The organism is Micromonospora terminaliae (genome assembly GCF_009671205.1).
GTDB lineage: Bacteria > Actinomycetota > Actinomycetes > Mycobacteriales > Micromonosporaceae > Micromonospora > Micromonospora terminaliae.
Map to the genome: position 1 here is coordinate 6243881 of NZ_CP045309.1, position 26976 is coordinate 6270856.

A 26976-nucleotide genomic window follows, 5' to 3' on the forward strand; every position below is an offset into this window, starting at 1 on the left:
GTGAGGTGCCCGATGTAAACCTTTTGCGGGGTGGCGCATTCGTCGGAAATCTGACCATGGCCGACCCGTTGTGCCGCTGCCGCACTGTGGTTAAGCTCTGTCTTGCGCGCCCCAATCGCCCGCTTCCCCCGTGGCAGGCGATCGGGGCGCGCTTTTTCCGTGCCCCGGGCTGTCGTGTTTCCCGGCTTTTCGTGCCACGGGCCGACGGACGCGGCCGGCCCGTGATCGCAACCGATTTCCGGCCCGCGCCGGTCAGATCCAGCGGCCGTCCAGCCACATCCGGGCCGACCAGTCCGCGTAGGCCATGAGCCGGCCCACGAAGATCGGGTAGAAATAGCCGAAGCAGAGGGCGACGAGTAGCACGTACGCGCCCGCGACGATGCTGCCGACCAGGCGCCGGTCGGAGGTGTCCTCGGCGCTCGGCGGTGCCGCCGTGCCGGGCGCCGGGGCGGGCGAGATGATCGCGCCGAGCACGTAGACCACCGCGAGCACCAGGAACGGCACCGCCGGCGCGGCGTAGAACGAGAACATCGTGCGGCCGTCGAGCGCGAACCAGAACCAGGGCAGCAGGCCGGCGGCAACGCTGAGCAGGATGGCGCCGGCCCGCCAGTCGCGCCGCGCCAGCCCCAGCCAGACGGTCGCCACCAGCGCCGGCAGGAACGACCACCAGAGCAGCGGCGTGCCCAGCAGCAGGATCTCGGAAGCGCAGCTCGGCGCGCCGCAGTTGCCGTCGCCGGACCAGTAGAAGGCCACCGGCCGGCCGAGCAGCAGCCACTGCCACGGCCAGGACTGGTATTTGTGCGGGTCGTCGAGCTGGGTGTGGAAGCCGTACGCGGCCTTGTGGTATTCCCACAGGTTGATCAGGGGCCCGATGACCGGGGTGTCGCTCAGCCCCGGAGTGTTCGGGTAGCGGCTGGCCAGGCGGTAGTAGCCCTCGTCGCCGAGCAGCCAGCCCGACCAGGTGAGCACGTAGGTGACGACCATGAGCACGCCGGCCGCCAGCAGCCAGGGCAGCTCGTCCAGCAGGGCGTCCCGCCACGGGCGGCGGACCCCGGCCGAGCGGCGCACGCCGACCTCCCACAGGAGCACCAGCAGCGCGAAGGCCGGGACGAAGTAGAGGCCGCTCCACTTCACCGCGCACGCGCAGCCGAGCAGCACCCCGGCGGCCAGCCGCCACCACGGCCAGTCGCGCCAGGTCGACGGCGGCCGGCCCGCCCGCCCCGGCAGCGACGGGTCGAGCCCCGCCTCCAGCGCCCGGGCCCAGCGCCGGCGCCGGCCGTCGCGGTCGAGCACCAGCGCGCCGAAGGCGGCCAGCACGAACAGCAGCAGGAAGATGTCGAGCAGCGCGGTGCGGGAGAGCACGAAGTGGAAGCCGTCCAGGGCGAGCAGCAGCCCGGCCGCGCAGCCCAGCGTGGTGGAGCGGAACATCCGCCGGCCGATGCGCACCAGCAGCAGCACCGACAGGGTGCCGGCGACGGCCGCCGCGAACCGCCAGCCGAACTCGGGGGCGGTGGTCATCAGGTGCCCCGGCACCGAGATCCTGGTTTCGGCGTCCTGGTAGCCGAAGGCCCACTCGCCGAGGCCGATGAGCCACTTGCCCAGTGGCGGGTGCACCACGTACGACGGGCCGTTGTCCTTGTAGTTCCACTCGACGCCTCGGTCGATCAGCCCGTAGGCGTCGCGGGCGTAGTAGATCTCGTCGAAGATCTTCCCGTTCGGGCCGCTCAGGCCGACGAAGCGCAGGATCGCCGCGATCGCCACCACGACCCCGGTGGCCAGCCAGGCGCGCCCCCGGTCGAGGCGGGCATCGAGGGTGTCGAGCCGTCGCCGGACGACGGCCGGGATCCGGCCACCGCCGCCGCTCGTCGCGGGGCCGGCGGCCCGGTCGGCGGCGGACGCCTCGACGGCGGACCCGCCCGCGTTCGCGCTCTGTGCTGTCGACGCACTCGTCACCCGGCGATCGTAGGCTGCGAAGGTGCCCGGTGGCGCCCGTCGTCTCCGAGATTGGTACGGCCGTCGATGAAGGAGCGCACGCCGTGGGTGAAATGTCCGAGGTTGGTCGCCTGGTGCTGCTCGGCGCGCCACTGGGCAACCCGGCCGACGCCTCGGCCCGCTTCCGCGAGGTGCTCGCCGCCGCCGACGTGGTCGCCGCCGAGGACACCCGCCGGCTCACCCGGCTGGCCCGCGACCTGGGGGTCACGGTCCCGGGCCGGATCGTCTCCTACTTCGAGGGCAACGAGGAGCGGCGCACCCTGGAACTGGTCGACGTGCTCGCCGGCGGCTACACGATCGCGCTGGTCACCGACGGCGGCATGCCCAGCGTCTCCGACCCCGGCTACCGGCTGGTCCGGGCCGCCCTCGACGCCGGGATCCCGGTGACGGCCGCCCCCGGCCCGAGCGCCGTGACCACCGCCCTGGCGCTGTCCGGGCTGCCCTGCGACCGGTTCTGCTTCGAGGGCTTCCTGCCCCGCACGCCCGGCGCCCGCCGGTCCCGGCTGCGCGCCCTCGCCGCCGAGGAGCGCACCCTGGTGCTCTTCGAGGCGCCCCACCGGATCGCCGGGGCGCTGGCCGACCTGGCCGAGGCGTTCGGCCCGGACCGGCCCGCCGCGCTCTGCCGGGAGCTGACGAAGACGTACGAGGAGGTGGTCCGCCGGCCGCTCGGCGAGCTGGCCGAGTGGGCCGCGGCGGGCGAGCCGCGTGGCGAGATCACCCTGGTCGTGGCCGGGGCGCCGCCGGCCGCGGCGGTCCGGCCCGACGACGACACCCTGCGCGCCGCCGTGGCCGCGCGCGAGGCCGCCGGCCTGTCGCGGCGCGACGCCGTCACCGAGGTGGCGACGGAGTACGGCCTACGCCGCCGCGAGGTCTACACGGTCGTGCACAGCTGACCGCCCTCACCAGGCCGCGGCCAGGAACCCGACGGTGATCAGCAGCGGGCCGGCCAGCGCCACGCCCACCGCCCAGCGGCGGTGCCGGGGGTCCGGCAGCCGGGTCGCGCCCGTCCACCGGGCGATCCCGGCGGCGCAGCCGGCGACCAGCAGCAGCCCGAGCAGCCAGCGCAGGTGCCGGCCGGCGCCGGCGTCCGCGTAGGCGGTGCCGGCGGCCGGCCCGGTCATCCGGGCGGGCAGGACCGAGCCGGTGGCGCTGCGCTCGGCCGGCACCCCGGCGACCCGGACCCCGTGGGCCAGGAAGCGCTGGCCGTCGGCCAGGAAGAGCCCCCGGCAGCGCTGGGTCAGCCCGCCGCCGGTGCAGTCGGTGATCACCGCCGTGCCGCTGGTCCCGTGCCCCACGGCCAGCCAGAGCGGGCCGGCGCTCACCCAGGCGAAGAACGCGGCCACCAGGGTGAGCGACAGCAGGACGGACAGCCCGGTGACCGGGTCCGGGGGCCGGGCCGCGCGGGCCCGCTCGCGCCGGGCCGCCCACCGGCGCACCGGCCACGGGGCGGACCGGCGGCGCGGCTCCTCCCGCAGCGGGGTGCCGTCCCAGTGCACCTCCTCGATCGGTGCCCAGGCCGTCCCGCCCTCCGCCGTGCCCGAACGCCGCTGCCAGCGCGGCTGCCGGACCGGCACCCGGCGCGGCACGGCGTCCACGGGAGCCCCGGTGGTCGGCTCCACCGCCACGGGCGGGTCCGCCGGGTCCAGCCGGGGCTGGGGAGCCACCGACGCCCCGCGCGCCGTCCGCGGCGCGGCGTCCCCGGCCGCCGCCGCGGAGGAGGGCCCACCCGGCCCGGGCGCCGTTGGTCTGCTGGTCACGCCGTTCATTTCACACCGGCCGGTCGGGGCCGCCGGGCAGCTCAGGCCGCGTGTCGGCGACAAATCGGGCGTACGGCGGGGGTCGGCACGTGGGACGCGCCCTATTGGTTCGCAGGTGGCCCGTGGCAATCACTAGGCTTGACGCTCATGAGTCACGTTCTCGCCGCGGTCGCCTGGCCCTACGCCAACGGCCCGCGCCACATCGGCCACGTATCCGGATTCGGCGTTCCCTCCGACGTCTTCGCCCGGTACATGCGGATGGCCGGTCACGACGTGCTCATGGTCTCCGGCACCGACGAGCACGGCACCCCGATCCAGGTGCAGGCCGACGCCGAGGGCGTCACCCCCCGCGAGCTGGCCGACCGCTACAACCGGGTGATCGCCGAGGACCTGCGGGCGCTGGGCCTGTCGTACGACCTGTTCACCCGGACCACCACCCGCAACCACTACGCGGTGGTGCAGGAGCTGTTCGAGGGCCTCTACCGCAACGGCTACATCGTCCCCAAGGTCACCACCGGGGCGATCTCCCCGTCGACCGGCCGGACCCTGCCCGACCGCTACATCGAGGGCACCTGCCCGATCTGCGGCTACGACAGCGCCCGGGGCGACCAGTGCGACAACTGCGGCAACCAGCTCGACCCGGTCGACCTGATCAACCCCAGGTCGAAGATCAACGGCGAGACGCCGGAGTTCGTGGAGACCGAGCACTTCTTCCTCGACCTTCCCGCCCTGGCCGACGCGCTGCGGCAGTGGCTGGACGGCAGGGAGGGCTGGCGGCCCAACGTGCTGCGCTTCTCGCGCAACCTGCTCGACGACCTCCAGCCCCGGGCCATCACCCGGGACCTGGAGTGGGGCGTGCCGATCCCGCTCGACGGCTGGCGTGACCGGCCCGACAAGCGGATCTACGTCTGGTTCGACGCGGTCATCGGCTACCTGTCCGCCTCGATCGAGTGGGCCCGCCGCACCGGCGACCCGGAGGCCTGGCGGAGGTGGTGGTCCGCCGACGGCGAGGGCAAGGATGCCCGGGCCTACTACTTCATGGGCAAGGACAACATCGTCTTCCACTCGGTGATCTGGCCGGCGCTGCTCGGCGGCTACTCCGGCGAGGGCTCCCGGGACGGCGAGCCGGGCCGGCTGGGCCGGCTCAACCTGCCCACCGAGGTGGTCTCCAGCGAGTACCTGACCATGGAGGGGCGCAAGTTCTCCTCCTCCCGCAAGGTGGTCATCTACGTCCGCGACTTCCTGGAGCGGTACGACGCCGACGCGCTGCGCTACTTCATCGCGGTGGCCGGCCCGGAGAGCAACGACACCGACTTCACCTGGGCCGAGTTCCTCCGCCGCAACAACGACGAGCTGGTGGCGGGCTGGGGCAACCTGGTCAACCGGTCCGTCTCGATGGCGGCGAAGAACTTCGGCGCGATCCCGCCGGTCGACCCGGCCGGGCTCACCGAGGCCGACCAGGCCCTGCTGGACACCGCGAAGGCGGGCTTCGCCACCGTCGGCGACCTGATCGCCCGGCACCGGCAGAAGCAGGCCATCGGCGAGGCCATGAAGGTCGTGGCCGAGGCCAACAAGTACCTGTCCGAGCAGGCGCCCTGGAAGCTCAAGGGCGAGGACGACAAGCCGCGGACGGGCACCATCCTGCACGTCGCCCTCCAGGTGGTCAGCGACGCCAACACGCTGCTCACCCCGTTCCTGCCGCACTCCGCGCAGAAGATCCACGAGCTGCTCGGCGGCACCGGGGTGCACGCACCCATGCCGCGGATCGAGGAGGTCGAGGACCTCGACGGCGGGCCGGGATACCCGGTGCTGACCGGCGACTACACGGTCGGGGCGCGCTGGGAGTCCGTACCCCTGGAGGTGGGCCGGCCGCTCGCGGCGCCGAAGCCGGTGTTCCGCAAGCTCGACCCGTCGATCGTCGACGAGGAGCTCGCCCGGCTGGCCGGCTGAGCCGACCGACGCACGACGGCGGCCCCGGGGAAACCCGGGGCCGCCAGCGTCGGTGGCTCAGGCGCGGGCCATCTGCGGCGCGCCGATGAACTCCATGATCGCCTTGTTGACCTCGGTCGGGTGCGTCCACGGCGTGCCGTGCGGCGCGCCCTTCAGGGTGACCATCCGGCAGTCGGACAGCATGTGCTGCAACCGCTGGCCGGTGACCGGGTAGGGCAGCACGTTGTCCTTGTCGCCCTGGATGATCAGCACGGGGATGTTGATGTTCGGCAGGTCGCCCCGGAAGTCCGTGAGCCAGGCGTCCACGGAGTCGTGGGTGCCCTTCGCCGACGCCCGCGCGCCGATCTCCCAGTGCGCCCGGTACGCCTCCTCGCTGACCCATTTGCCCTTGTTCTCGCTGTAGTTGAAGAAGGCGTCGCAGAACTGGGTCAGGTAGGCGAACCGGTCCTGGATGATGGCCGCCTTGAACCCCTCGAACAGGCTCTTGTCGACCCCCTCCGGATTGTCGGCCGTCTTCAGCAGGAACGGCGCCAACGGGGCCATCAATACCGCCCGGTCCACCCGGTCCGACCCGTACGCCCCGAGGTAGCGGGTCACCTCGCCGGTGCCCATCGAGTGCCCGATGAGGATCGCGTTGCGCAGGTCCAACTCGGTCATCAGCACGTCGAGGTCGGCCGCGAAGGTGTTGTAGTCGTAGCCGAACGCCGGTTGGGCGGAGTTGCCGAATCCGCGCCGGTCGTACGTGATCACCCGGTAGCCGGCCGCGAGCAGCGGATTGGCCATCTTCTCCCAGGTCGCCCCGTTGAACGGGAACCCGTGAATCAGGACGATCGGCTGGCCGGAGCCGTGATCCTCGTAGTAGAGGTCGATGGGTGCGGAATTCTCCGTACCGACGGTGACGAAAGGCATGGCGGGTTCTCTCCCCTTGCGTGCGTCTCGGACGCCCGCGCTTTCCCCGCCCGCTCCCCGTTATGCCGTCCGGTACGGCAGATCCACCACCCGGTCGTCGGTCAGCTCGGCGCCCGGCGCCCACGTCTCGTAGACGCCCCGCTCGTGGCACTGCGCCCCGGTCGTGGTCACCGCGTCCGGATCGGGCCGGCACAGCCGCAGCCGCAGCCAGCCCGCCTCCTCCCGCAGCACCAGGCAGGGCACCCCGCGCCAGGCGGCGTAGCGCAGCCGGCGGGCCGCCGACTCCACCGGGTACCGGGCCGCCCGGGTCATGGCCAGCACCCGGAACCCGCCGGGCTGGTCGGCCACCGCCTCGTACTCGGCGCCGCCGTAGCCGCCGACGAGCTGGGTGGAGCGGGGCGCGTCGCCGGTCGGCACGTACTCCTGGTCGGGGGAGAGGCCGGGCACCGCGGCCAGCAGGTGCCGCCACTGCGGGCCGACCATGCGCAGCCAGCCCCGCTGCTCCGCCTGGTAGGTGTAGAGCACCACCTCCACCCCCTCCGCCGGGTAGGCGAGCAGGGTCGCGTTCGCCGGCATCGGCAGGTCGGCGAAGTCGCGGGTGACGAACTCGGGGATGAGCTGGGCGTTGCTCGGCACGAACCCGGTGCCCAGCACCGGCGGCCCGAGCCGGTCCCGCGGCGGCAGGCTGGTCAGCCCCTGGTGCGCCGGGCCGACCGGCACGTCGTAGTCGGCCGGGTCGGTGGCGCGCCAGCGCAGCGCGTACGCCACGTCGCCGCCGTCCGAGTCACCGCGCAGCAGCGCCATCCCCGCCGGCGTGTGCAGGTGCGCCACGTCGTGCTCCCGGTGGCAGAAGCCGTGCGGCAGCCAGCCCCGCACGTAGCCGGCGAGCTGGCGCGCGGAGAGCACCTTCACCATCCGGGTGCCCGGCCGGATCACCGCCGAACTGCGCACCGCCGCGAGGGTCGGGTCGCCGGCCGCGCCCGGCTGCTGGCTGAGCTGGTGCAGGTACGCCCAGCCGTGCTCCCGGTGCAGCGGCATGAGCAGCGGCGGGTCGAGTTCCTCGGTCGGCTCGGTCGCCCCGTGCACCGCGCTCACCTCGGTGACGTGCACGAACCTCCGCCACGGGTACGCCACCCCGGGCCGGGGCGCCCACTCGAAACCGGGCGCCTCGTCGGCGCTGAACAGCTCGTACGCCGCGCCCCGGGCGATCTCCTCCGCCGGGTGGACGCGGCCGTCGTACGTCACGCGCAGCCCGGTCCGCTCGGCGGCGGACCCGTTGGCCTGAGGAGTGACGGTCACGCACCGGACCGTAGGCGCGGCAGATGTTGTGGACGTGAACAGTCGATGGCGGTCCGGAAACGCCGGCCCGTGGCGGTGTGTGATGCTGGCCGCGATGAGCGAGCAGACCGAAACCCGCAAGCAGCGCGCCGCCCGCCGGGCCGGTGAGTTCCCGCCCGCCCCGGAGGCGCTGGCCGTGCCCGTGCTGGACAGCCACACCCACCTCGACATCACGGTCAGCGAATACGGCGTGCCCCTGCGAAGCGCGAGGAGTGAGCCGGGGTTGCGAGCCCCGCAGTCGCGAGCGAACAGCGGCCCAGCCCCGGCCGACGACCCGGTGGCGGCGGCGATCGCGGTGGCCGCCGGGGTCGGCGTGGACCGGCTCGTGCAGGTCGGCGTGGACGTCGAGTCGTCCCGGTGGGGCGCCGACGTCGCCGAGCGCTACGGCGCGGTCCTGGCCACCGTGGCCCTGCACCCGAACGAGGCGCCGCGCCTGCCCGACCTGGACGAGGCGCTGCGCCAGATCGAGGCCCTCGCCGGCCGGGAGCGGGTCCGCGGCATCGGCGAGACCGGGATGGACTTCTTCCGCACCGGCGACGAGGGGCGGGCCGCGCAGGAGGAGAGCTTTCGGGCGCACATCGCCATCGCCAAGCGGTACGGCAAGGCGCTGGTCATCCACGACCGGGACGCGCACGCCGACGTGCTGCGGGTCCTCGACGACGAGGGCGCCCCGGACACCGTGGTGCTGCACTGCTTCTCCGGCGACGCCGACTTCGCCCGCGAGTGCGTCCGCCGCGGCTACCTGCTCAGCTTCGCCGGCACGGTCACCTTCGGCAGCGCGTCGGCGCTCCGCGAGGCCGCCGCCGTCACCCCGCCCGGGCAACTGCTGGTCGAGACCGACGCGCCGTACCTGACGCCGATGCCGCACCGCGGGCGGCCGAACGCCTCGTACCTGATCCCGCTGACCGTGCGGTTCCTGGCCGAGACCACCGGCGCCGACCTCGACGAGCTGTGCGCGGCCATCTCCGCGACCGGCGAGCGCGCCTTCGGGCCGTGGTGAAAGGATGCCCGGCGTGACCGGACTCCTCGGCCCGGCGGAGATCCGGGAGCTCGCCGCGCGGCTCGGCGTGACGCCGACCAAGAAGCTCGGCCAGAACTTCGTGCACGACCCGAACACCGTGCGCCGGATCGTCACCACGGCCGGCCTCGCCCCGGACGACGTGGCGCTGGAGGTCGGCCCCGGGCTCGGCTCGCTCACCCTGGCGCTGCTGCCGGTGGCCGCGCACGTGCACGCCGTGGAACTCGACCGGGCCCTGGCCGCCGCGCTGCCGGACACCGCCGCCCGGTTCGCCGGCCCCGACGCCGCCCGGCTCACCGTGCACCCCGCCGACGCGCTGCGGGTCACCGCCGCCGAGCTGGCCGACCCGGCGCCGACCGCGCTGGTCGCGAACCTGCCGTACAACGTGGCCGTGCCCGTGGTCCTGCACCTGCTCGCCGAGCTGCCCACCCTGCGCCACGGCCTCGTGATGGTGCAGAAGGAGGTCGCCGACCGGCTCGTCGCCGGTCCCGGCTCCAAGGTGTACGGCGTCCCGTCGGTCAAGCTCGCCTGGTACGCCCGCTCCCGGGCCGCCGGCAAGGTGCCGCCGAACGTCTTCTGGCCGGTGCCGAACGTCGACTCCGGGCTGGTCGCCTTCACCCGGCGCGAGCCGCCCCGCGCCGACGTACCCCGGGAGGCCGTCTTCGCGGTGGTCGACGCGGCGTTCGCGCAGCGCCGCAAGACCCTGCGCGCCGCCCTCGCCGGGTGGGCCGGCGGCGCGGACCGGGCCGCCGCGGCGCTCACCGCCGCCGGTGTGGACCCCGGCGCGCGCGGGGAGTCACTCACCGTGGAGCAGTTCGCGGCCATCGCCGCGTCGGCCCCGGCCGCCTCCGCCGCCGCCCAGTAGGCTGGCGCCGTTGCCCACCCCGCCGAGGAGCTGACCGTGCAGAAGCCGTTCGACATCCGCCTGCGCCCGCGGGACATCGCCCCGTGACCGAGGCCTGGCGACCGGACGACGAGGACGGGCAGCGGCGCGGGGCCAGCGGCCCGGTGAAGGTGCGGGTGCCGGCCAAGGTCAACCTGCACCTCGGGGTGGGGCCGCTGCGCCGCGACGGCTACCACGAGCTGAACACCGTCTACCACGCGATCTCGATCTACGACGAGCTGACCGCCCGCCGGGGCGACACGCTCACCCTCACCATGGAGGGCGAGGGCGCCGGCGAGCTGGCGCTGGACGACACCAACCTGGTGATCCGGGCCGCCCACGCCCTCGCCGGCTACGCGGGTGTCCTGCCGCACGCCCGGCTGCACCTGCGCAAGCAGATCCCGCTCGCCGGTGGGCTGGCCGGTGGCAGCGCCGACGCGGCCGCCGCGCTGGTCGCCTGCGACGCGCTCTGGGGCACCGGGCTGTCCCGCGACGAACTCGCCGGGATCGCCGCCGACCTGGGCTCCGACGTGCCGTTCCTGATCCACGGCGGCACCGCGCTGGGCACCGGGCGGGGCGAGGCGGTCAGCCCGGTGCTGGCCCGCCCCACCTCCTGGCACTGGGTGGTGGCCGTCGCCGACGGCGGCCTCTCCACGCCGGCCGCCTACCGGGAGCTGGACCGGCTCCGCGACGCCGGCACCGCGGGCGAGCCCCTGGGCAGCACCGACGGGCTGCTCGGCGCGCTGCGCCAGCGCGACCCGAGGGTGCTCGCCGCCGCCCTCGGCAACGACCTCCAGGCCGCCGCGCTGACCATGCGCCCGGCGCTGGCCGAGACGCTCAAGGCGGGGGAGGCGGCCGGAGCGCTCGCCGGACTCGTCTCCGGCTCCGGCCCCACCTGCGTCTTCCTCGCCACCGACGAGGCGCACGCCGGCCGGATCGCCGCCGACCTGGCCGCCGCGGGCGTCTGCCGGGACGCCCGGGTCGCGCACGGCCCGGTCCCCGGCGCCCGCGTCGCCTGAGGCGCGACGGCCGGCCGCGTACCCTTGAGTCGGGCGTCCCGGGCACCGGGGCGCCTTGATCATGAAAGGTGGGTTCGTGGCCAACATCGTCAACCTGGACCGGGTGTCCAAGGGGTACGGCGCCGCCGGGCCGCTGCTCACCGACGTGTCGCTCGGCCTCGACGACGCCGACCGGGTGGGCGTCGTCGGCCTCAACGGCGCCGGCAAGTCCACCCTGCTGCGCCTGCTGACCAAGCAGGAGGAGCCCGACGACGGCCGCGTCACCCACCGCCGGGACCTGCGGGTCCTGTGGCTGCCGCAGACCCTGGACCTGGCCCCCGAGGCCACCGTCCGGGACGTGGTGCTCGGCACCGCCTGGCTCGGCCAGAGCATGGGTGCCGAACACGAGTGGGCCGGCGACGCCGGCGTGCGGGCCATCCTCGACGGCCTCGGCATGGCCCACCTCGGGCTCGACGCGCCGGTCGGCCCGATGTCCGGCGGCGAACGCCGCCGCGTCGCGCTCGCCGCCCTGCTGGTCCGCGACGCCGACCTGCTCATCCTCGACGAGCCCACCAACCACCTCGACGTCGGCGGCGTCGACTGGCTGGCCCGGCACCTCGTCACCCGCAAGGGCGCGCTCGTCGTGGTCACCCACGACCGCTGGTTCCTGGACGCGGTCTGCACCGCCACCTGGGAGGTCGCCGACCAGGCCGTCCGGGCCTACGAGGGCGGCTTCGCCGCCTGGACCCTGGCCCGCGCCGAGCGGCAGCGCGTCGCCGCCGCCACCGAGGCCCGCCGGCAGAACCTGCTCCGCAAGGAGATCGCCTGGCTGCGCCGCGGCGCGCCGGCCCGCACCTCCAAGCCGAAGTTCCGGATCGACGCGGCCAACGCGCTCATCGCCGACGTGCCGGAACCGCGCGACACCATGTCGCTGCAACGGCTCGCCACCGCCCGGCTCGGCAAGCAGGTGTACGACCTCGACGACGTCACCCTGCACGCCGGCCCGAAGGAGATCCTGCGCGACCTCACCTGGCAGGTCGGCCCCGGCGACCGGGTCGCCATCCTGGGGCGCAACGGCGCCGGCAAGACCACCCTGCTGCGCATGCTCGCCGGGGTGACCCGCCCCGACGGCGGGCGGTTCGCCGCCGGGCAGACCGTCCGCCCCGCGTTCCTCTCCCAGGAACTCGCCGAACTCCCCGGCCACCTGCGCGTCCTCGAAGCCGTCGAGGAGGTGGCCCGGCGGGTGCAGCTCGGCGACCGGGAGATCAGCGCCGCCCAGCTCGCCGAGGTCTTCGGCTTCGACGACCGGCGGCTCTGGACCCCGGTCAGCGACCTCTCCGGCGGCGAGCGCCGCCGGCTCCAGATGCTGCGGCTGCTCGCCGGCGAGCCCAACGTGCTCCTCCTCGACGAGCCCACCAACGACCTGGACACCGACACCCTCGCCGCGCTGGAGGACCTGCTCGACTCCTGGCCCGGCACGATCGTCGTGGCCAGCCACGACCGCTACCTGATCGAGCGGGTCACCGACGTCGCGTACGGGATGTTCGGCGACGGCCGGCTCGTGCACCTGCCCGGCGGGGTCGACGAGTACCTGGCCCGCGCCGCGGCCCGCGGCGGCCCCGCACCCGCCGACCTCACCGCGGCCGCGGCCGGCCCGGCCCGCGAGGGCATGTCCGCCGCCGAGGTACGCACCGCCAAGAAGGAACTCAGCCGGCTGGAACGCCAGATCGCCAAGCTCGAACAGAAGGAGGCGACGCTGCACGAGCAGCTCGCCGCCAACGCCACCGACTACGCGAAGGTCGCCGAGCTGGACGCCCAGCTCAAGGAGATCCGCGCCGAGCGGGACCGCACCGAGGAGACCTGGCTGGCCCTCGCCGATGAGCTGCCGGCCAGCTGACCCGCCCGGGGTGGGGGGTGTGCGGCGTCACTGACGGGCGTGCGGGACAATCGCAGGCGACCCCTCTTCCGTTCGGTCTTGGAGACGCACAGATGGCCCACACCCCCGTCAACCACCCCGCGCGGCCTGTCTACCGGGCGATCGGCGGGCTCGTTGGTCTGTACTTCATCGTCTTCGGCGTGCTCGGCATCATCACCAGCGCCGGCGACGACGTCCTCGCCCAGGACGACACCAAGGTCCTCGGCCAGGGCACCAACCTCGGCTTCTCGATGCTCGTGATCCTGCTCGGCGTCGCGATCCTGATCGGCACCGCGATCGGCCGCAACCTCGACGTGGCGATCAACCAGTGGCTGGCCTACGCCCTCATGGCCCTGGGTCTGGCCGAGCTGGCGTTCCTGCACACCGACGCCAACATCTTCAACTTCTCGATCATGACCGACATCGTGGTGCTCACCCTCTCCCTGGTGCTCCTGATGGTCGGCATGTACGGCAAGGTCGGCAGCGACGAGGAGCACGAGGCCTGGCAGAAGGCCCGGCTGGTGCTCTGACCCGCACCCGTTCCCGAAGGCCCGGCGCCCGCCGGGCCTTCGGCGTTTTCCGGGGACGGGAGCGGGCGGCACGAGGGACAATTGCGCCAAAACCAGTCACCCGACCGGAGGCTCCCATGGCGCACTTCCCGGTGAACCACCCCGCACGGCCGCTCTACCGGATCCTGTCCGGGCTCATCGGCCTCTACATCCTGGTCTTCGGCGTCTACGGCGTCTTCGAGACCTGGGGCGAAGGGCTCTTCAGCCGGGAGAACACCTCGGCCCTCGGCCTCCGCACCAACCTGGCGTTCGCCCTGGTCTCCGTGGTCTTCGGCGCCTTCCTCATCATCGGCGCGTCCCGCCGCGGCAACCTCGGCCACTACATGAACCTGACCGCCGGGGCGGTCTTCCTGGTCACCGGCATCCTCATGATGGCCGTGCTGCAGACCTCGGCGAACTTCCTCAACTTCGGGATGTCGACCGTGCTCATCTCGCTGGTGTTCGGGCTGATCCTGCTCGCCACCGGCCTCTACGACAAGGTCGGCACCGACGAGCACGCCGCCGAGGAACGGCGCCGCCGCAACCACCCCGTCGCCGACGCCCACCGCTGAACGCGGCTCAGCCCCGCTTGCGGACCGTGATCAGACCCGGCTTCGCCTCGAGGTGCGACAGGCCGTTCCAGGCCAGGTTCACGAGGTGCGCCGCCACCGTCTCCTTCCGCGGCTTACGCACCTCCAACCACCAGCGCCCGGTCAGCGCCACCATGCCCACCAGCGCCTGCGAATACAGCTCCGCCAGCTTCGGGTCGTAGCCCCGGCTGGAGAACTCCGCGCCCAGGATGTGCTCCACCTGGTGCGCCACGTCGTTCATCACGCTGCTGAAGTTGCCCGTCGCCGACATCAACGGCGACTCGCGGACCAGCACCCGGAAACCGCTGGTCTCCTCCTCGATGTACGTCAGCAGGGTCAACGCCGCCTGCTCCAGCAGCTCCCGCGGATGCCCCGCCGTCAACGCCGTGGTGATCCGGTCCAGCAGCGAGCGGACCTCCCGGTCCACCACCACCGCGTAGAGCCCCTCCTTGCCGCCGAAGTGCTCGTAGACCACCGGCTTGGAGACCTTCGCGCGGGCCGCCACCTCCTCGATCGAGGTGGCGTCGAACCCGCGCTCGGCGAAGATCTGCCGGGCGATCGAGATCAACTGCTCGCGCCGCTGGGTCGCGGACATCCGTACCCGGGAGGGCTTTGCCGCCGGGACGGCCCGCCGCCGGGCGGTGCTGGCGTCGCTGCCGGGAACGTCGGTCACCCGGCCCATCCTGCCAAACCCGCCCCTCGTCGATCGACCGGTTACCGCGCCGGCCGGCCGCGCACCCGCCCCGGCTCCACCAGCTTCGCCGTGATCCGCTCCGGCTTCGGCCACCGCACCGACCAGGCCGCACCCGCCCTCTCCAGCAGCCAGATCACCCGCGCCGACGGATCCACCTGCCCCCGCAGCACGCCGTGCCGCGCGCTGGTCGGCTCCGCGTGGTGCAGGTTGTGCCAGCTCTCCCCGAACGACAGCAGGGCCAGCGGCCAGAAGTTCGACGCGCGGTCGCCCTGCCGCACCGCGAACGGGCGCTCACCGTAGACGTGGCAGACCGAGTTGATCGACCAGGTGACGTGGTGCAGCAGCGCGATCCGGACCAGGCCGCCCCAGAAGAACGCGGTCAGGGCGCCCCGCCACGACCCGGTGAGCAGGCCGCCCATCGCCGCCGGCCCCAGCACCGACACCACCACGAGCACCGGGAACAGCCGGTCCACGCGGCGGGTGACCGGATCGGCCAGCAGATCCGGCGCGAATCGCTCCCGGTTCGACAGCTCGCGGTTGAACAACCAGCCGACGTGCGCGTGGAACAGACCCTTGGTCAGCCCACCGATGCTCTCCCCGAACCGCCACGGCGAGTGCGGGTCGCCCTCCTGGTCGGAGAACGCGTGATGCCGCCGGTGATCGGCCACCCACTGGATGATCTCGCCCTGCACGGCGAACGAACCCGCCACCGCCAGGGTGGCCCGCAGCCACGGTTTCGCCTTGAACGAGCCGTGGGTGAAGTAGCGGTGGTAGCCGACGGTGATGCCGAGGCCGGACAGCACGTACCAGAACGCGGCCACCAGCACGTCCGTCCAGCCCAGCCAGCCGCCCCAGGCCACCGGCACGGCGGCCAGCAGGGCGAGGAACGGGACGACCACGAAGGCCCACAGGGCGATCAGGATGCCGCGGGACTGGTGGCCCTGGGTCAGTGGCTTCGGCCCGCTGTCCGGGCCGGTCAGGGTGGTCGACATGGCACCTCCCAGTGGTACGGGCTACGCCTACGTCACCGTAACCAGGAACGGTCTAGATCGCAGCGGACACGTCAACTCGTCGATGGCTGGACCTGTCGTACGCCCGTCCTAACCTGCCGGAGTGACCGATCCGCTCGCCGCCGAGGCGCGCCGCCTGCGCGTCGAGGAACAGCTCTCCGTCGCGCAGATCCGGGCCCGCCTGGGCATCGGCCGCGACCGGACGTACGCGCTGCTGCGGGGCGTGCCACCACCCGAGTGGACCCGGCGGCCCCGGGCCCGCGACGCGACGGCCGAGCGGCGGCGGGCGCATTCGAAGGCCATGACGGACGCGCGGTGGGGCGCGTACCGGGCGGCGGGGGACGAGGCGCGGGCGGCGGAACAGGAGCGGGCCGCGAGCGCGGTCGGCGCGCTCGACGACCGCGACCTGCTGATGCTGGGCGCGGCGATCTACTGGTGCGAGGGAAGCAAGTCCAAGCCGTGGCGTTCCCAGGATCGGCTCGAGTTCGTCAATAGTGACCCGGGACTGCTCGCCCTGTTCCTCAAGTTTCTGGCCGGGTGTGGGATCGACCGCGACGCGGCGAACTACCGGCTGCTCATCCACGAATCCGCCGATGTCGACGCGGCCATGGGCTGGTGGATGGAGCGGCTGAGGCTCCCGGTCGAGCGTTTCGCGCGGCCGACCCGCAAGCGGCACAACGTGACGACGGTCCGCCGGAACACAGGCGACGACTACCACGGTTGCCTGGTGATTACTGTGCCTCGCAGTCGCCAGCTCTACTGGCGCATCGAGGGCGTGATCGCCGGCATCAGGGCGGCGGTGGAGGGGCTTGCCGGTGAGTGACGATCGGACCGCTCGACGGAGAAACCTCCGGGACGACTTGCAGCGAGCGGCGCATCGGCTGCGGGAAGAGGGACGCACGGTCAACGAGATCGCGGATGGGCTCGGAATTGCCAAGTCGACCGCCTACCGCTGGGTGGGGCATCTTCCGCTCGACCGCTCCTCGGCCGCGGCGGTCGAGCGTCGGCACATAGCGGACGCACGTCGGACGGTGCACCGCACGGAGCGCCGAAAACTGCGCGAGGAGGTCGAGCGCGAGGCACGGAAGCAGGGGGCCGAGTGGGTCGGTGCGCCGGCACTTCGGGAACTGCTGCTTGTCGGCGCGGTGCTCTACTGGTGCGAGGGCACCAAGAGCAAGCCAGCCAATCCCCGCTACGACCTCACCTTCACCAACAGCGACATCCGGCTGGTGGAACTCTTCGTTCGATTCGTCGAGGCCACCGGGAGGTCCCGTCAGGAACTCCGGTACCGGGTGAGCATTCACGAGACTGCGGACGCCGACGCGGCCGGCCGCTGGTGGGCTGCCCAACTGGGTGTGGACTCCGACTCCTTTCAACGGCCGACGCTGAAGCGGCACAACCCGAGGACAGCCCGGACCAACGTCGGTGCGGACTACCGGGGTTGTCTCGTGGTGCGCGTGCCCCGGTCGCGCGAGCTCTACCTCTGGATGGCGGGCGTGGTGGAGGGGCTGGTTGCCCTTCACGCCCCCGATCCGAGCCATCGGGAGGTGGACAACAGGCGCTAAGCTGTTGTCGACCCTTCGGCCGTGGTGTAACTGGCAACACCCAAGATTTTGGTTCTTGTGTTTCAGGTTCGAATCCTGGCGGCCGAGCAGTTTTCAGGTATAGGCGCCCTTCTTGGGGTATGCGGCGGCCTGCCCGGCGGTCTGGTTAGCATGGCCGCGAGACTGTCGCCGTCCCGACGGGAGCCACGTCGTGCCCCAGCCCCACCTCCGCACCGTTGTCGTGCTCGCCGCCGGTGAGGGCAAGCGGATGAAGTCGGCCCTGCCCAAGGTGCTGCACCCGCTGCTCGGTCGTACCCTGCTCGGTCACGTGCTGGCCGCGGCCGCGCCGCTCGGCGCGGACCGCCAGGTGGTCGTGGTCGGCCACGGCGCCGACCAGGTGCGCGCGCACCTGGCCGAGATCGCCCCGGCGGCCACGCCGGTGCTCCAGGAGCGGCAGCTCGGCACCGGGCACGCGGTCCGGATCGCGCTGGACGCCGTTCCGGAGGCCACCGGCACCGTCGTGGTGATCAACGGGGATGTGCCGCTGCTGCGGCCGGAGACCGTGGTGGCCCTGGTCGAGGCGCACGAGGGCGCCGGCGCGGCGGCGACCGTGCTGGCCGCCGAGGTGCCCGACCCGACCGGGCTGGGCCGGATCGTCCGGGACGTCGAGGGGCGGCTCGCGCAGATCGTCGAGGAGCGCGACGCCACCCCGGAGCAGCGCGCGCTGCGGGAGATCAACGCGGGCATCTACGCGTTCGACGTGGCGCGGCTGCGGGACGCGCTGGGCAAGCTCTCCACCGACAACGAGCAGGGCGAGGAGTACCTCACCGACGTGTTCGGCCTGCTGCGGGACGCGGGGGAGCCGGTGGCGGTGCACTGCGCCGCCGACCACGTGGAGACGCTGGGCTGCAACGACCGGGTCGAGCTGGCCGCGCTGCGCCGGCTGCTGCGGGACCGGGTGAACGAGGGCTGGATGCGCACCGGGGTGAGCATCCTCGACCCGCACACCACCTGGATCGACGTGACGGTGACCGTCGAGCGGGACGCGGTGATCGACCAGAACACGCAGCTGCAGGGCGCGACGGTGGTCGGCGCGGGCGCCGTGGTGGGGCCGGACACGACGCTGGTGGACACCACGGTCGGCGCGGGCGCGAGCGTGGTGCGCAGCCACGCGGTGGGCGCCGAGGTGGGGCCGGAGGCCAGCGTGGGGCCGTACGCGTACCTGCGGCCGGAGTCGCGGCTGGGCCGCAAGGCGAAGGTCGGCACGTTCGTGGAGACGAAGAAGGCGGCCATCGGCGAGGGTTCGAAGGTGCCGCACCTGTCGTACGTGGGTGACGCGACGATCGGGGAGCACAGCAACATCGGCGCGGCGACGGTGTTCGTCAACTACGACGGGGTGCGCAAGCACCACACGACGATCGGCAGCCACGCGCGCACCGGGGCGGACAACATGTTCGTGGCGCCGGTGCGGGTGGGTGACGGCGCGTACACGGCGGCGGGCTCGGTGATCATCTCGGACGTGCCGGCCGGGGCCATGGCGGTGGCGCGGGGTCAGCAGCGCAACGTCGAGGGCTGGGTGCTGCGCAAGCGGTCCGGCACGGCGGCCGCGGAGGCGGCGCAGCGGGCCCGCGAGGGTGCGTCGGACGCCGCCCCGGCCGCAAGTGAAGGTGACTGAATCCACGGGGGACCGGAGACCGTGGGAGGACCGGTGAACACGGGGGATACTGCAACCGAATAGTCCCCGGCTCACCGCCGCCGGGAACCACCGACATACGGGAGCAGACGGGCCCATGGGCAGCATCGTCGCCGAAAACCGCAAGAGCCTGATGCTCTTCTCCGGACGGGGTTTTCCGGAGCTGGCCAAGGAGATCGGTGAGGTGCTCGGCGTCGCGCCGACGCCCTCCGACTCGTACGATTTCGCCAACGGTGAGATCTTCGTACGTTTCAAGGATTCGGTGCGCGGTTCGGACGCCTTCGTGGTGCAGTCCGTGACGCACGGGGTCAACACCTGGGTCATGGAGACCCTGATCATGGTCGACGCGCTGAAGCGTGGTTCGGCCAAGCGGATCACGGTGGTCCTGCCCTTCTACCCCTACTCGCGGCAGGACAAGAAGCACCGCGGCCGGGAGCCGATCTCGGCCCGGCTGGTGGCCGACCTGCTGAAGACGGCGGGCGCGAACCGGATCCTGACCGTCGACCTGCACACGGCGCAGATCCAGGGCTTCTTCGACGGCCCGGTGGATCACCTGTTCGCCATGGACGTGCTGGCCGAGTACGTGGAGCACCGGTACGCGGGCCGGCCCATGACGGTGGTGGCTCCGGACTCGGGCCGGGTGCGGGTGGCGGAGCGGTGGACGGACCGGCTGGGTGGCTGCCCGCTGGCGTTCATCCACAAGACCCGGGATCCGCTGAAGCCGAACCAGGTGGTGGCGAACCGGGTGGTCGGTGAGGTCGAGGGCCGGGTCTGCCTGATCGTCGACGACATGATCGACACCGGTGGCACGATCACCAAGGCGGCCGACATCCTGAAGGAGTCGGGCGCGGCGGAGATCGTGGTGGCCTCCACCCACGCGCTGCTGTCGGACCCGGCGACCGAGCGGTTGAAGAACAGCCCGATCAGCGAGGTCGTGGTGACGAACACGCTGCCGCTGCCGCCGGAGAAGCAGCTGGACAAGCTGACCGTGCTGTCGATCGCCCCGCTGCTGGCCCGGGCGATCCGGGAGGTCTTCGACGACGGCTCGGTGACCACCCTCTTCGGTGGCCTGAGCTGAGGTCGGCGCCCCGCCGGCGGCGTCCTTCGCGGGTCGTCGCCGGTCGGGGAAGCCGGTCGGGAAGTGGCCGGCACGGTGTCGCCGGCGGTGATATGGGGACTGCCGGATAGCTCGGAAATCCCTCGGGTAGACTGGTGCGGTTGCCACGGCGAGGGTGCCCGGCGGGCTGCTGAAAAGCACCGCACGGAGGCGCCGTCATCGACGCGGTGCTCCGGGCGGTCGTTCATGACCTTGAGCCCCAGCGAGCCCCTCGCCCCAGCACCGCCAGACGACAAGCCGCCGCAGCGAAAAGCATCAGGAGTTTCCCCGTGTCCGAGGTAAAGATCAGCGCCGAGCCCCGTACCGAGTTCGGCAAGGGTGGTGCCCGTCGTACCCGCCGGGCCGGCAAGGTGCCCGCCGTGCTGTACGGCCACGGCGAGAAGCCCAAGCACATCGCGCTCCCGGCGCGTGAGTTCGCCGCCGCGATCCGCAAGGGCGGTGCGAACCAGCTCTTCGCGATCGAGGTCAGCGACGGCACCCAGGTGCTGGCGCTGCCGAAGGCGATCCAGCGTGACCCGATCAAGGACACCTTCGAGCACGTGGACCTGCTGCTGGTCCGCCGGGGCGAGAAGGTCACCGTCGAGGTCCCGGTCCAGCTGACCGGTGAGGCCGCGAAGGACACCCTGATCGTCCACGACCACGACACCCTCGCGGTGACCGCCGACGCCACCAAGGTGCCGGACCACCTGGAGGCCTCGATCGAGGGCGCCGAGGCCGGCACCCAGATCACCGCCGCCGACGTCGAGCTGCCGGCCGGCGTCGAGCTGGCCGCCGACGGCGAGCTGCCGGTCGCCTCGGTGACCGCCGCCCCGACCGCCGAGCAGCTCGAGGCCACGCTCCCCGAGGTCGAGGTCGCCGAGGAGGAGGCCGAGGCCGAGGTCGGCGAGGAGACCGCCGAGGCTCCGGAGGGCACTCCGGCCGAGGGCGAGCCCGCTGCCGAGGAGCCGAAGACCGAGGCCTGATCGGCCCGCAGGCTGTGCGACAGGCGTCCCCGGTTCCCGGGGGCGCCTGTCGGCGTATCGGAGTCGGGCCGGTGGGCGGCAGAGCGGAAAGGGACGTGGCGTGACGGACGAGGCGGGGCCGTGGCTGGTGGTCGGCCTGGGCAACCCCGGTCGGGAGTACGCGGGCAACCGGCACAACGTCGGCTTCATGGTGGCCGAGCTGCTGGCCGGTCGGCTGGGCGGCAAGTTCGGCCGGCACAAGCGGGCGGTGGCCGAGGTGGCCGAGGGGCGGCTGGGTTTCGGCGGCCCGAAGCTGGTGCTGGTGAAGCCGCTGACCTACATGAACCTCTCCGGTGGCCCGGTGGCCGGGCTGGCGCAGTTCCACAAGATCCCGCCGGAGCGGGTGATCGCGGTGCACGACGAGCTGGACATCCCGTACGGCCAGCTGCGGGTGAAGTGCGGCGGTGGCGAGGGTGGCCACAACGGGCTGCGGTCGATGTCGAAGTCGCTGGGCACCAAGGACTACGTGCGGGTGCGGTTCGGCATCGGCCGGCCGCCGGGCCGGCAGGACCCGGCCGACTACGTGCTGTCGGACTTCTCCCCGGCCGAGCGCAAGGAGCTGGAGTTCCTGGTGGACCGGGCGGCGGACGTGGTGGAGTCGGTGGTCACCAAGGGCGTGGAGCCGACGCAGAACCTCTACCACGGCGCCTGAGGCGCTGGGCGGGGCATCCGGGCTGGTCGGGCCCGTGCCGGTAGTCTGCGACCTTCTGACGTGCGACGGCGGGCGACGGGAGCGGGAACATCATGGGCAGTCCTCCGATGATCGACGGCGCGTTCGCCCGGTGGCTGGCGGCGCGGGCCGGGCAGGCGCTGATGGGCCTGCGCGCGGAGCTGGGCTTCGCCGACGCGGGGGCGCTGAAGTCGGCCGGTGACAAGGTCTCGCACGACCTGATCCGCACCGAGCTGGCGAAGTGGCGGCCGGCGGACGCGGTGCTGTCGGAGGAGGACGAGGGTTCCCGGCTGGCGTGGACGGCCGAGGTGAGCAGCGACGCGGTGTCCCGGCTGAACGCCGACCGGGTGTGGATCATCGACCCGCTGGACGGCACCCGGGAGTTCGCCGAGGAGGGCCGCTCGGACTGGGCCGTGCACGTGGCGCTCTGGTCGCGCAGCGCGCCGACGCCGCACGGTCTGGTCGCGGGCGCGGTGGGGCTGCCGGCGCAGCACCGGGTGCTGGGCACGGACTACCCGCCGGCGTACCCGCCGATGACCCTGGAGGCCGCCACGGCGGGCGGCCGGACCATCCGGTTGGCGGCCAGCCGCAGCCGTCCGCCGGTTTTCCTGACCGATCTGGCAGAGGACATCGGCGCGCATCTGGTTCCGATGGGCTCGGCGGGGGCGAAGATCGCCGCTGTGGTCACCGGCGAGGTCGACGCGTACATCCACGCGGGCGGTCAGTACGAGTGGGATTCGGCCGCTCCGGTCGCTGTGGCGACGGCCACCGGCCTGCACGCTTCCCGGATCGACGGATCTGCGCTGAAATACAACGAGGCCGACCCACGCCTGCCCGACCTGCTGGTCTGCCGCAAGGATCTCGCCAGCCGGTTGCTTGCAGCGCTGCAGAGGCATTCCGGGTAGCCTGAGCGTTCTTCTTCACGAGTCCGACCGGAAAGGTCTGGAATCCCGATGTGCGGATCCGAGCGAATCGAGTTCGTGTCATGACGGCCCCCGCCGCGTACCAGGTGTCGCATCTGGACGCGCTCGAGGCGGAGAGCATCTTCGTGATGCGCGAGGTCGTCGCCGAGATGGAGCGGCCCGTGCTGCTGTTCTCCGGCGGCAAGGACTCGATCGTGATGCTCCGGTTGGCCCAGAAGGCGTTCGCCCCGGCCAACATCCCCTTCCCGGTGATGCACGTCGACACCGGGCACAACTTCCCCGAGGTTCTCGAATACCGGGACCAGCGCGTCGCCGAGCTGGGTCTCCAGCTCATCGTGGCCAGCGTGCCGGAGGCTCTGAGCAAGGGGCTGGTACGCGAGTCGGCCGACGGCATGCGCAACCGGATCCAGACCCCGGTGCTGCTCGACGCGGTGGAGAAGCACCGCTTCGACGCGCTGTTCGGCGGCGCCCGCCGGGACGAGGAGAAGGCCCGGGCCAAGGAGCGGGTGTTCAGCTTCCGCGACGAGTTCGGCCAGTGGGACCCGAAGAACCAGCGCCCCGAGCTGTGGGCGCTCTACAACGGCCGGCACCACCCGGGCGAGTCGATCCGGGTGTTCCCGCTGTCCAACTGGACCGAGCTGGACGTCTGGCACTACATCGCCCGGGAGCGGATCCCGCTGCCGTCGATCTACTACGCGCACCAGCGCGAGGTGATCGAGCGCGACGGCATGCTCTACGCGGTCAACGAGTTCTTCCGCGCCCGCGCCGGTGAGCAGGCGTTCAAGGCCCAGGTGCGGTACCGGACCGTGGGTGACGCCTCCTGCACCGCGGCGGTCCGTTCGGACGCCGACACGGTGGAGAAGGTGATCGAGGAGGTGGCCGCCACCCGGATCACCGAGCGCGGCGCGACCCGCGGCGACGACCGGGTCAGCGAGGCCGCCATGGAGGACCGCAAGCGGGAGGGCTACTTCTGATGAGCGTCGAGACTGTTGCGCCGGCCGAGGCCGACGCGTCGGCCCGGCCGATGGACCTGCTGCGGTTCGCCACCGCGGGCAGCGTGGACGACGGCAAGTCGACCTTGATCGGCCGGCTGCTGTACGACACGAAGTCGCTGTTCACCGACCAGCTGGCCGCGGTCGAGGCGGTCAGCGCGGCGCGGGGCGACGAGTACACCAACCTGGCGCTGCTCACCGACGGCCTGCGCGCCGAGCGGGAGCAGGGCATCACCATCGACGTGGCCTACCGCTACTTCGCCACGCCGCGGCGGAAGTTCATCATCGCCGACACCCCGGGGCACATCCAGTACACCCGGAACATGGTCACCGGCGCCTCCACGGCCGACCTGGCGCTGATCCTGGTCGACGCCCGCAAGGGCCTGGTGGAGCAGTCCCGCCGGCACGCGTTCCTCTGCTCGCTGCTGCGGGTGCCGCACCTGGTCCTGTGCGTCAACAAGATGGACCTGGTGGACTGGTCGCAGGAGGTGTTCGAGCAGATCGCCGACGAGTTCACGGCGTTCGCCGCGAAGCTCGACGTGCCGGACCTGACCGTGGTGCCGATCTCCGCGCTCCAGGGCGACAACATCGTCACCCGCTCGGAGAACATGCCCTGGTACGAGGGCCCGTCGCTGCTGCACCACCTGGAGCGGGTGCACATCGCCTCGGACCGCAACCTCGTCGACGTCCGCTTCCCGGTGCAGTACGTGATCCGGCCGCAGTCGACGACGGTCACCGACTACCGGGGCTACGCGGGTCAGGTGGCGTCGGGCGTGCTCAAGGCCGGCGACGAGGTGATGGTGCTGCCCTCGGGCTTCACCAGCCGGATCGCCAGCGTCGAGACCGCCGACGGCCCGGTCGACGAGGCGTTCCCGCCCATGTCGGTGACCGTCCGGCTGACCGACGAGATCGACATCTCGCGCGGCGACCTGATCTGCCGGCCCAACAACGCCCCGAGCGTCGCGCAGGACATCGAGGCGATGATCTGCTGGATGGACGAGACCCGCCCGCTGCAGGTCGGCGGCAAGTACGCCATCAAGCACACCACCCGCTCGGCGCGGGCGATCGTGCGCGGGCTGCACTACCGGCTGGACATCAACTCGCTGCACCGCGACGAGACGGCCGGCGAGCTGAAGCTCAACGAGATCGGCCGGGTGCGGCTGCGGACGACCGTGCCGTTGCTGGCCGACGAGTACCGGCGCAACCGCACCACGGGCGGGTTCGTCATCATCGACGAGACCACCAACCGCACCGTGGGCGCCGGCATGATCGTCGAGGCCGGCTGACGCGGAAAGCACGTGCGAAGGCCCCCGGTCCACCGACCGGGGGCCTTTTTCCGTTCCGGTCAGTCGAGGCGGGTCGCGCCGGGGGACGGGAGGACGGTGAGGGTGCCGGGCGCGGCGAAGCCGCGGTCGGCGTACGCGGCCGTCACGGCGGCCGCCACGGCGTCGGCGGCGTCCGCGTCGACCAGCGCGAGCACGCAGCCGCCGAAGCCGCCGCCGGTCATCCGCGCCCCGTACGCGCCGGCGGCCAGGGCCGCCTCGACCGCGGTGTCGATCTCCGGCACGGTGATCTCGAAGTCGTCCCGCATCGAGACGTGAGAGGCGGTCAGCAGCGGGCCGATGTCGCGGACCCGGCCGGCGCGCAGCAGCTCGACCGTGTCGAGCACCCGCTGGTCCTCGGTGACCACGTGCCGGACCCGGCGGCGGGTCTCGTCGTCGTCGAGGCGGGCCAGCGCGGCGTCCAGGTCGGCGGCGGCGACGTCGCGCAGGGCGGCCACCCCGAGCGCCTTGGCGGCCCGCTCGCAGGACTTGCGGCGGGCGGCGTACTCGCCGTCGGCGTGCCGGTGCGGCGCCCGGCTGTCGACGACCAGCACGGCGAGCCCGGCGGCGTCCAGGTCGAACGGGATCTGCTCGACCTCCTCGGTGCGGCAGTCGAGGAAGAGGGCGTGCCCGGACCGGCCGCGGATCACCGCGGACTGGTCCATGATGCCGGTGGGCGCGCCGACGTAGTCGTTCTCGGCCCGCTGGGCGAGCCGCGGCCAGCGCTCGGTGGGCAGGTCCAGCCCGCCCAGCTCGACCAGGGCGGCGAGCACCGCCGCCTCGATGGCCGCCGACGAGGAGAGCCCGGAGCCGACCGGCACGTCGGAGGCGATGGCCAGCCGCGCGCCGGGGACGTCGTGGCCGGCGGCGCGCAGGGCCCAGACCACCCCGGCCACGTACGCGGCCCAGCCGTCGACGCCGCCGGGCTCGTCGGCCTCGGCCGGCCCGAACTCCACGGGCTCGTCGTCCAGCTCCGACCAGACGGACCAGCGCCCGCCGCCGGCGGCCGCCGCGGCGACGACGGTACGCAGCGGCAGCGCGAACGGCAGCACGAAGCCGTCGTTGTAGTCGGTGTGCTCGCCGATCAGGTTGACCCGGCCGGGAGCCGCCCAGCGGCCCGCCGGCTCGGCGCCGTACCGCTGCCGGAAGCCGGCGGTGGCGCGGGCCGCGACGTCGCTCATCGCTGTTCCAGGATGTGCGTGCGGTAGAACTCCCAGGCGTCGCCCACCATGTCCTGGAGGGTGGGCTTCTGCGGCACCCAGCCCAGCTCGGCGCGGGCCAGGGCGGAGGAGGCGACCAGTTCGGCCGGGTCGCCCTCACGGCGCGGGGCCACCTCGACCGGCACCGGGTGCCCGGTGACCTCCCGGACCACCTCGATGACCTGGCGGTTGGTGAAGCCGTTGCCGTTGCCCAGGTTGTAGATGCGGTGCCGGCCGGCGGTGGCGGCGTCGAGGGCCAGCAGGTGCGCGCGGGCCAGGTCCTCGACGTGGATGTAGTCGCGGACGCAGGTGCCGTCGACGGTGGGGTAGTCGTCGCCGAAGAGCTGGAACTTGTCGCGCCGGCCGGCGGCCACCTCCAGGGCGAGCGGGATGAGGTGGGTCTCCGGGTCGTGCCGTTCGCCGATGCTCCGCCCGTCGTGCCGGTAGGCCCCGGCCACGTTGAAGTAGCGCAGCGAGACGGCGGCCAGGTCGTGCGCGACCGCCTCGGAGGTGAGCGCCATGTCGACGGCCAGCTTGGTCGCCCCGTAGGTGTTGGTGGGGGCCTTGACGGCGGTCTCCGGGATGGGCAGCTCGGTGGGGTTGCCGTAGACGGCGGCGGTGGAGGAGAAGACCAGCCGGGGCACCCGGGCCGCGCGGACCGCGTCGATGAGGGCGAGCGAGCCGACGGTGTTGGTGTGCCAGTAGAGCTCCGGCTTGACCATCGACTCGCCGGCGGCGATCAGGGCGGCGAAGTGCAGCACGCCGTCGAAGCCGGCGTCGGGGGTGAGCACCCGGGCGGCCTCGTGGATCGGCAGGTCGACGTGGGTCGCCTCGGGGGCGAGCGCTTCCCGGTGGCCGGTGCGCAGGTCGTCCAGGACGGTCACCTCGTGACCGTGGTCGAGCAGCATCCGGG

General features: G+C 72.9%; 24 protein-coding genes, 1 tRNA gene and 1 pseudogene. 18 read left to right on the plus strand and 8 right to left on the minus strand.

All coding sequences use genetic code 11. The features are described from left to right. Positions 1 to 252 precede the first annotated feature (252 nt). Positions 253 to 1953, minus strand: a complete 1701-nt coding sequence (locus tag GCE86_RS29100) for a dolichyl-phosphate-mannose--protein mannosyltransferase (protein ID WP_154229861.1) — start codon at positions 1951 to 1953, stop codon at positions 253 to 255. A 92-nt stretch (positions 1954 to 2045) separates the two neighbouring features. Between GCE86_RS29100 and rsmI the strand changes: the two genes are divergently transcribed. Beyond that, positions 2046 to 2885, plus strand: coding sequence for a 16S rRNA (cytidine(1402)-2'-O)-methyltransferase (rsmI, locus tag GCE86_RS29105; RefSeq protein ID WP_204341868.1), 840 nt, complete (start codon positions 2046 to 2048; stop codon positions 2883 to 2885). A gap of 6 nt (positions 2886 to 2891) precedes the next feature. On the opposite strand, the gene GCE86_RS29110 is transcribed toward rsmI, so the two are convergent. Further along, the gene (locus tag GCE86_RS29110) at positions 2892 to 3758 is read right to left on the minus strand and encodes a hypothetical protein (protein WP_239542191.1); all 867 of its coding nucleotides are present in this window, start codon (positions 3756 to 3758) and stop codon (positions 2892 to 2894) included. A 138-nt stretch (positions 3759 to 3896) separates the two neighbouring features. On the opposite strand from GCE86_RS29110, the gene metG reads away from it, so the two are divergent. Continuing rightward, positions 3897 to 5699, plus strand: a complete 1803-nt coding sequence (metG, locus tag GCE86_RS29115) for a methionine--tRNA ligase (RefSeq protein ID WP_154229863.1) — start codon at positions 3897 to 3899, stop codon at positions 5697 to 5699. A 57-nt stretch (positions 5700 to 5756) separates the two neighbouring features. On the opposite strand, the gene GCE86_RS29120 is transcribed toward metG, so the two are convergent. Next, on the minus strand, positions 5757 to 6608 hold the full coding sequence (locus GCE86_RS29120; protein ID WP_154229864.1) for an alpha/beta fold hydrolase: 852 nt from the start codon (positions 6606 to 6608) through the stop codon (positions 5757 to 5759). A gap of 60 nt (positions 6609 to 6668) precedes the next feature. After that, entirely contained in the window at positions 6669 to 7907 is a 1239-nt protein-coding gene (locus GCE86_RS29125; RefSeq protein ID WP_154229865.1) for a hypothetical protein, read from the minus strand. An 82-nt stretch (positions 7908 to 7989) separates the two neighbouring features. Between GCE86_RS29125 and GCE86_RS29130 the strand changes: the two genes are divergently transcribed. From GCE86_RS29130 to GCE86_RS29155, 6 genes are all read left to right on the plus strand, one after another. Continuing rightward, entirely contained in the window at positions 7990 to 8946 is a 957-nt protein-coding gene (locus GCE86_RS29130) for a TatD family hydrolase (RefSeq protein ID WP_154229866.1), read from the plus strand. Between the two features lie 13 nt (positions 8947 to 8959). Further along, positions 8960 to 9829: a 16S rRNA (adenine(1518)-N(6)/adenine(1519)-N(6))-dimethyltransferase RsmA gene (gene rsmA, locus GCE86_RS29135; protein WP_154229867.1), complete on the plus strand. Its 870-nt coding sequence runs from the start codon at positions 8960 to 8962 to the stop codon at positions 9827 to 9829. 83 nt (positions 9830 to 9912) lie between these two features. Continuing rightward, positions 9913 to 10866, plus strand: coding sequence for a 4-(cytidine 5'-diphospho)-2-C-methyl-D-erythritol kinase (locus GCE86_RS29140; protein ID WP_154229868.1), 954 nt, complete (start codon positions 9913 to 9915; stop codon positions 10864 to 10866). A gap of 76 nt (positions 10867 to 10942) precedes the next feature. After that, entirely contained in the window at positions 10943 to 12742 is a 1800-nt protein-coding gene (locus tag GCE86_RS29145; RefSeq protein ID WP_154229869.1) for an ABC-F family ATP-binding cassette domain-containing protein, read from the plus strand. Positions 12743 to 12834: 92 nt separating this feature from the next. After that, complete coding sequence (locus GCE86_RS29150; protein WP_154229870.1) at positions 12835 to 13290, plus strand: DUF4383 domain-containing protein; 456 nt, start codon at positions 12835 to 12837, stop codon at positions 13288 to 13290. Positions 13291 to 13406: 116 nt separating this feature from the next. Further along, positions 13407 to 13880: a DUF4383 domain-containing protein gene (locus tag GCE86_RS29155; RefSeq protein ID WP_154229871.1), complete on the plus strand. Its 474-nt coding sequence runs from the start codon at positions 13407 to 13409 to the stop codon at positions 13878 to 13880. A gap of 7 nt (positions 13881 to 13887) precedes the next feature. Here GCE86_RS29155 and GCE86_RS29160 read toward each other — a convergent pair whose 3' ends face one another. Both GCE86_RS29160 and GCE86_RS29165 read right to left on the minus strand, forming a co-directional pair. After that, complete coding sequence (locus GCE86_RS29160) at positions 13888 to 14571, minus strand: TetR/AcrR family transcriptional regulator (RefSeq protein WP_091314339.1); 684 nt, start codon at positions 14569 to 14571, stop codon at positions 13888 to 13890. Positions 14572 to 14612: 41 nt separating this feature from the next. Continuing rightward, complete coding sequence (locus GCE86_RS29165; RefSeq protein ID WP_154229872.1) at positions 14613 to 15584, minus strand: acyl-CoA desaturase; 972 nt, start codon at positions 15582 to 15584, stop codon at positions 14613 to 14615. 121 nt (positions 15585 to 15705) lie between these two features. Here GCE86_RS29165 and GCE86_RS29170 point away from each other — a divergent pair, with 121 nt between their 5' ends. From GCE86_RS29170 to cysN, 10 genes and pseudogenes are all read left to right on the plus strand, one after another. Further along, complete coding sequence (locus tag GCE86_RS29170) at positions 15706 to 16425, plus strand: resolvase (protein WP_154229873.1); 720 nt, start codon at positions 15706 to 15708, stop codon at positions 16423 to 16425. Beyond that, positions 16418 to 17167 (plus strand): resolvase, encoded by a 750-nt coding sequence (locus GCE86_RS29175; protein WP_154229874.1) that lies wholly within the window; start codon positions 16418 to 16420, stop codon positions 17165 to 17167. Before GCE86_RS29170 ends, GCE86_RS29175 begins: the two co-directional genes overlap by 8 nt. A 15-nt stretch (positions 17168 to 17182) precedes the next feature. Then, positions 17183 to 17254 (plus strand) — tRNA-Gln (locus GCE86_RS29180). Between the two features lie 160 nt (positions 17255 to 17414). Then, positions 17415 to 18884 (plus strand): annotated as a pseudogene (gene glmU / locus GCE86_RS29185) (bifunctional UDP-N-acetylglucosamine diphosphorylase/glucosamine-1-phosphate N-acetyltransferase GlmU). Between the two features lie 52 nt (positions 18885 to 18936). Beyond that, entirely contained in the window at positions 18937 to 19917 is a 981-nt protein-coding gene (locus GCE86_RS29190) for a ribose-phosphate diphosphokinase (protein WP_154229876.1), read from the plus strand. Between the two features lie 308 nt (positions 19918 to 20225). Next, positions 20226 to 20918, plus strand: coding sequence for a 50S ribosomal protein L25/general stress protein Ctc (locus GCE86_RS29195; protein ID WP_154229877.1), 693 nt, complete (start codon positions 20226 to 20228; stop codon positions 20916 to 20918). Positions 20919 to 21018: 100 nt separating this feature from the next. Further along, positions 21019 to 21609, plus strand: a complete 591-nt coding sequence (pth, locus tag GCE86_RS29200; RefSeq protein ID WP_154229878.1) for an aminoacyl-tRNA hydrolase — start codon at positions 21019 to 21021, stop codon at positions 21607 to 21609. Positions 21610 to 21701: 92 nt separating this feature from the next. Further along, positions 21702 to 22532 carry an inositol monophosphatase family protein gene (locus tag GCE86_RS29205; protein ID WP_154229879.1) on the plus strand — a complete coding sequence of 277 codons (831 nt, stop codon included), beginning with the start codon at positions 21702 to 21704 and terminating at the stop codon, positions 22530 to 22532. Positions 22533 to 22612: 80 nt separating this feature from the next. Then, a complete protein-coding gene (cysD, locus tag GCE86_RS29210; protein ID WP_154229880.1) occupies positions 22613 to 23524 on the plus strand; it encodes a sulfate adenylyltransferase subunit CysD in 912 nt (303 codons plus the stop codon). Further along, a complete protein-coding gene (gene cysN, locus GCE86_RS29215) occupies positions 23524 to 24828 on the plus strand; it encodes a sulfate adenylyltransferase subunit CysN (RefSeq protein ID WP_154229881.1) in 1305 nt (434 codons plus the stop codon). Before cysD ends, cysN begins: the two co-directional genes overlap by 1 nt. Positions 24829 to 24887: 59 nt before the next feature. Here cysN and galK read toward each other — a convergent pair whose 3' ends face one another. Both galK and galE read right to left on the minus strand, forming a co-directional pair. Further along, positions 24888 to 26045, minus strand: coding sequence for a galactokinase (gene galK, locus GCE86_RS29220; RefSeq protein ID WP_154229882.1), 1158 nt, complete (start codon positions 26043 to 26045; stop codon positions 24888 to 24890). After that, positions 26042 to 26971, minus strand: a complete 930-nt coding sequence (gene galE / locus GCE86_RS29225) for a UDP-glucose 4-epimerase GalE (protein WP_239542341.1) — start codon at positions 26969 to 26971, stop codon at positions 26042 to 26044. The genes galK and galE overlap by 4 nt, the downstream gene beginning before the upstream one ends. Positions 26972 to 26976 lie beyond the last annotated feature (5 nt).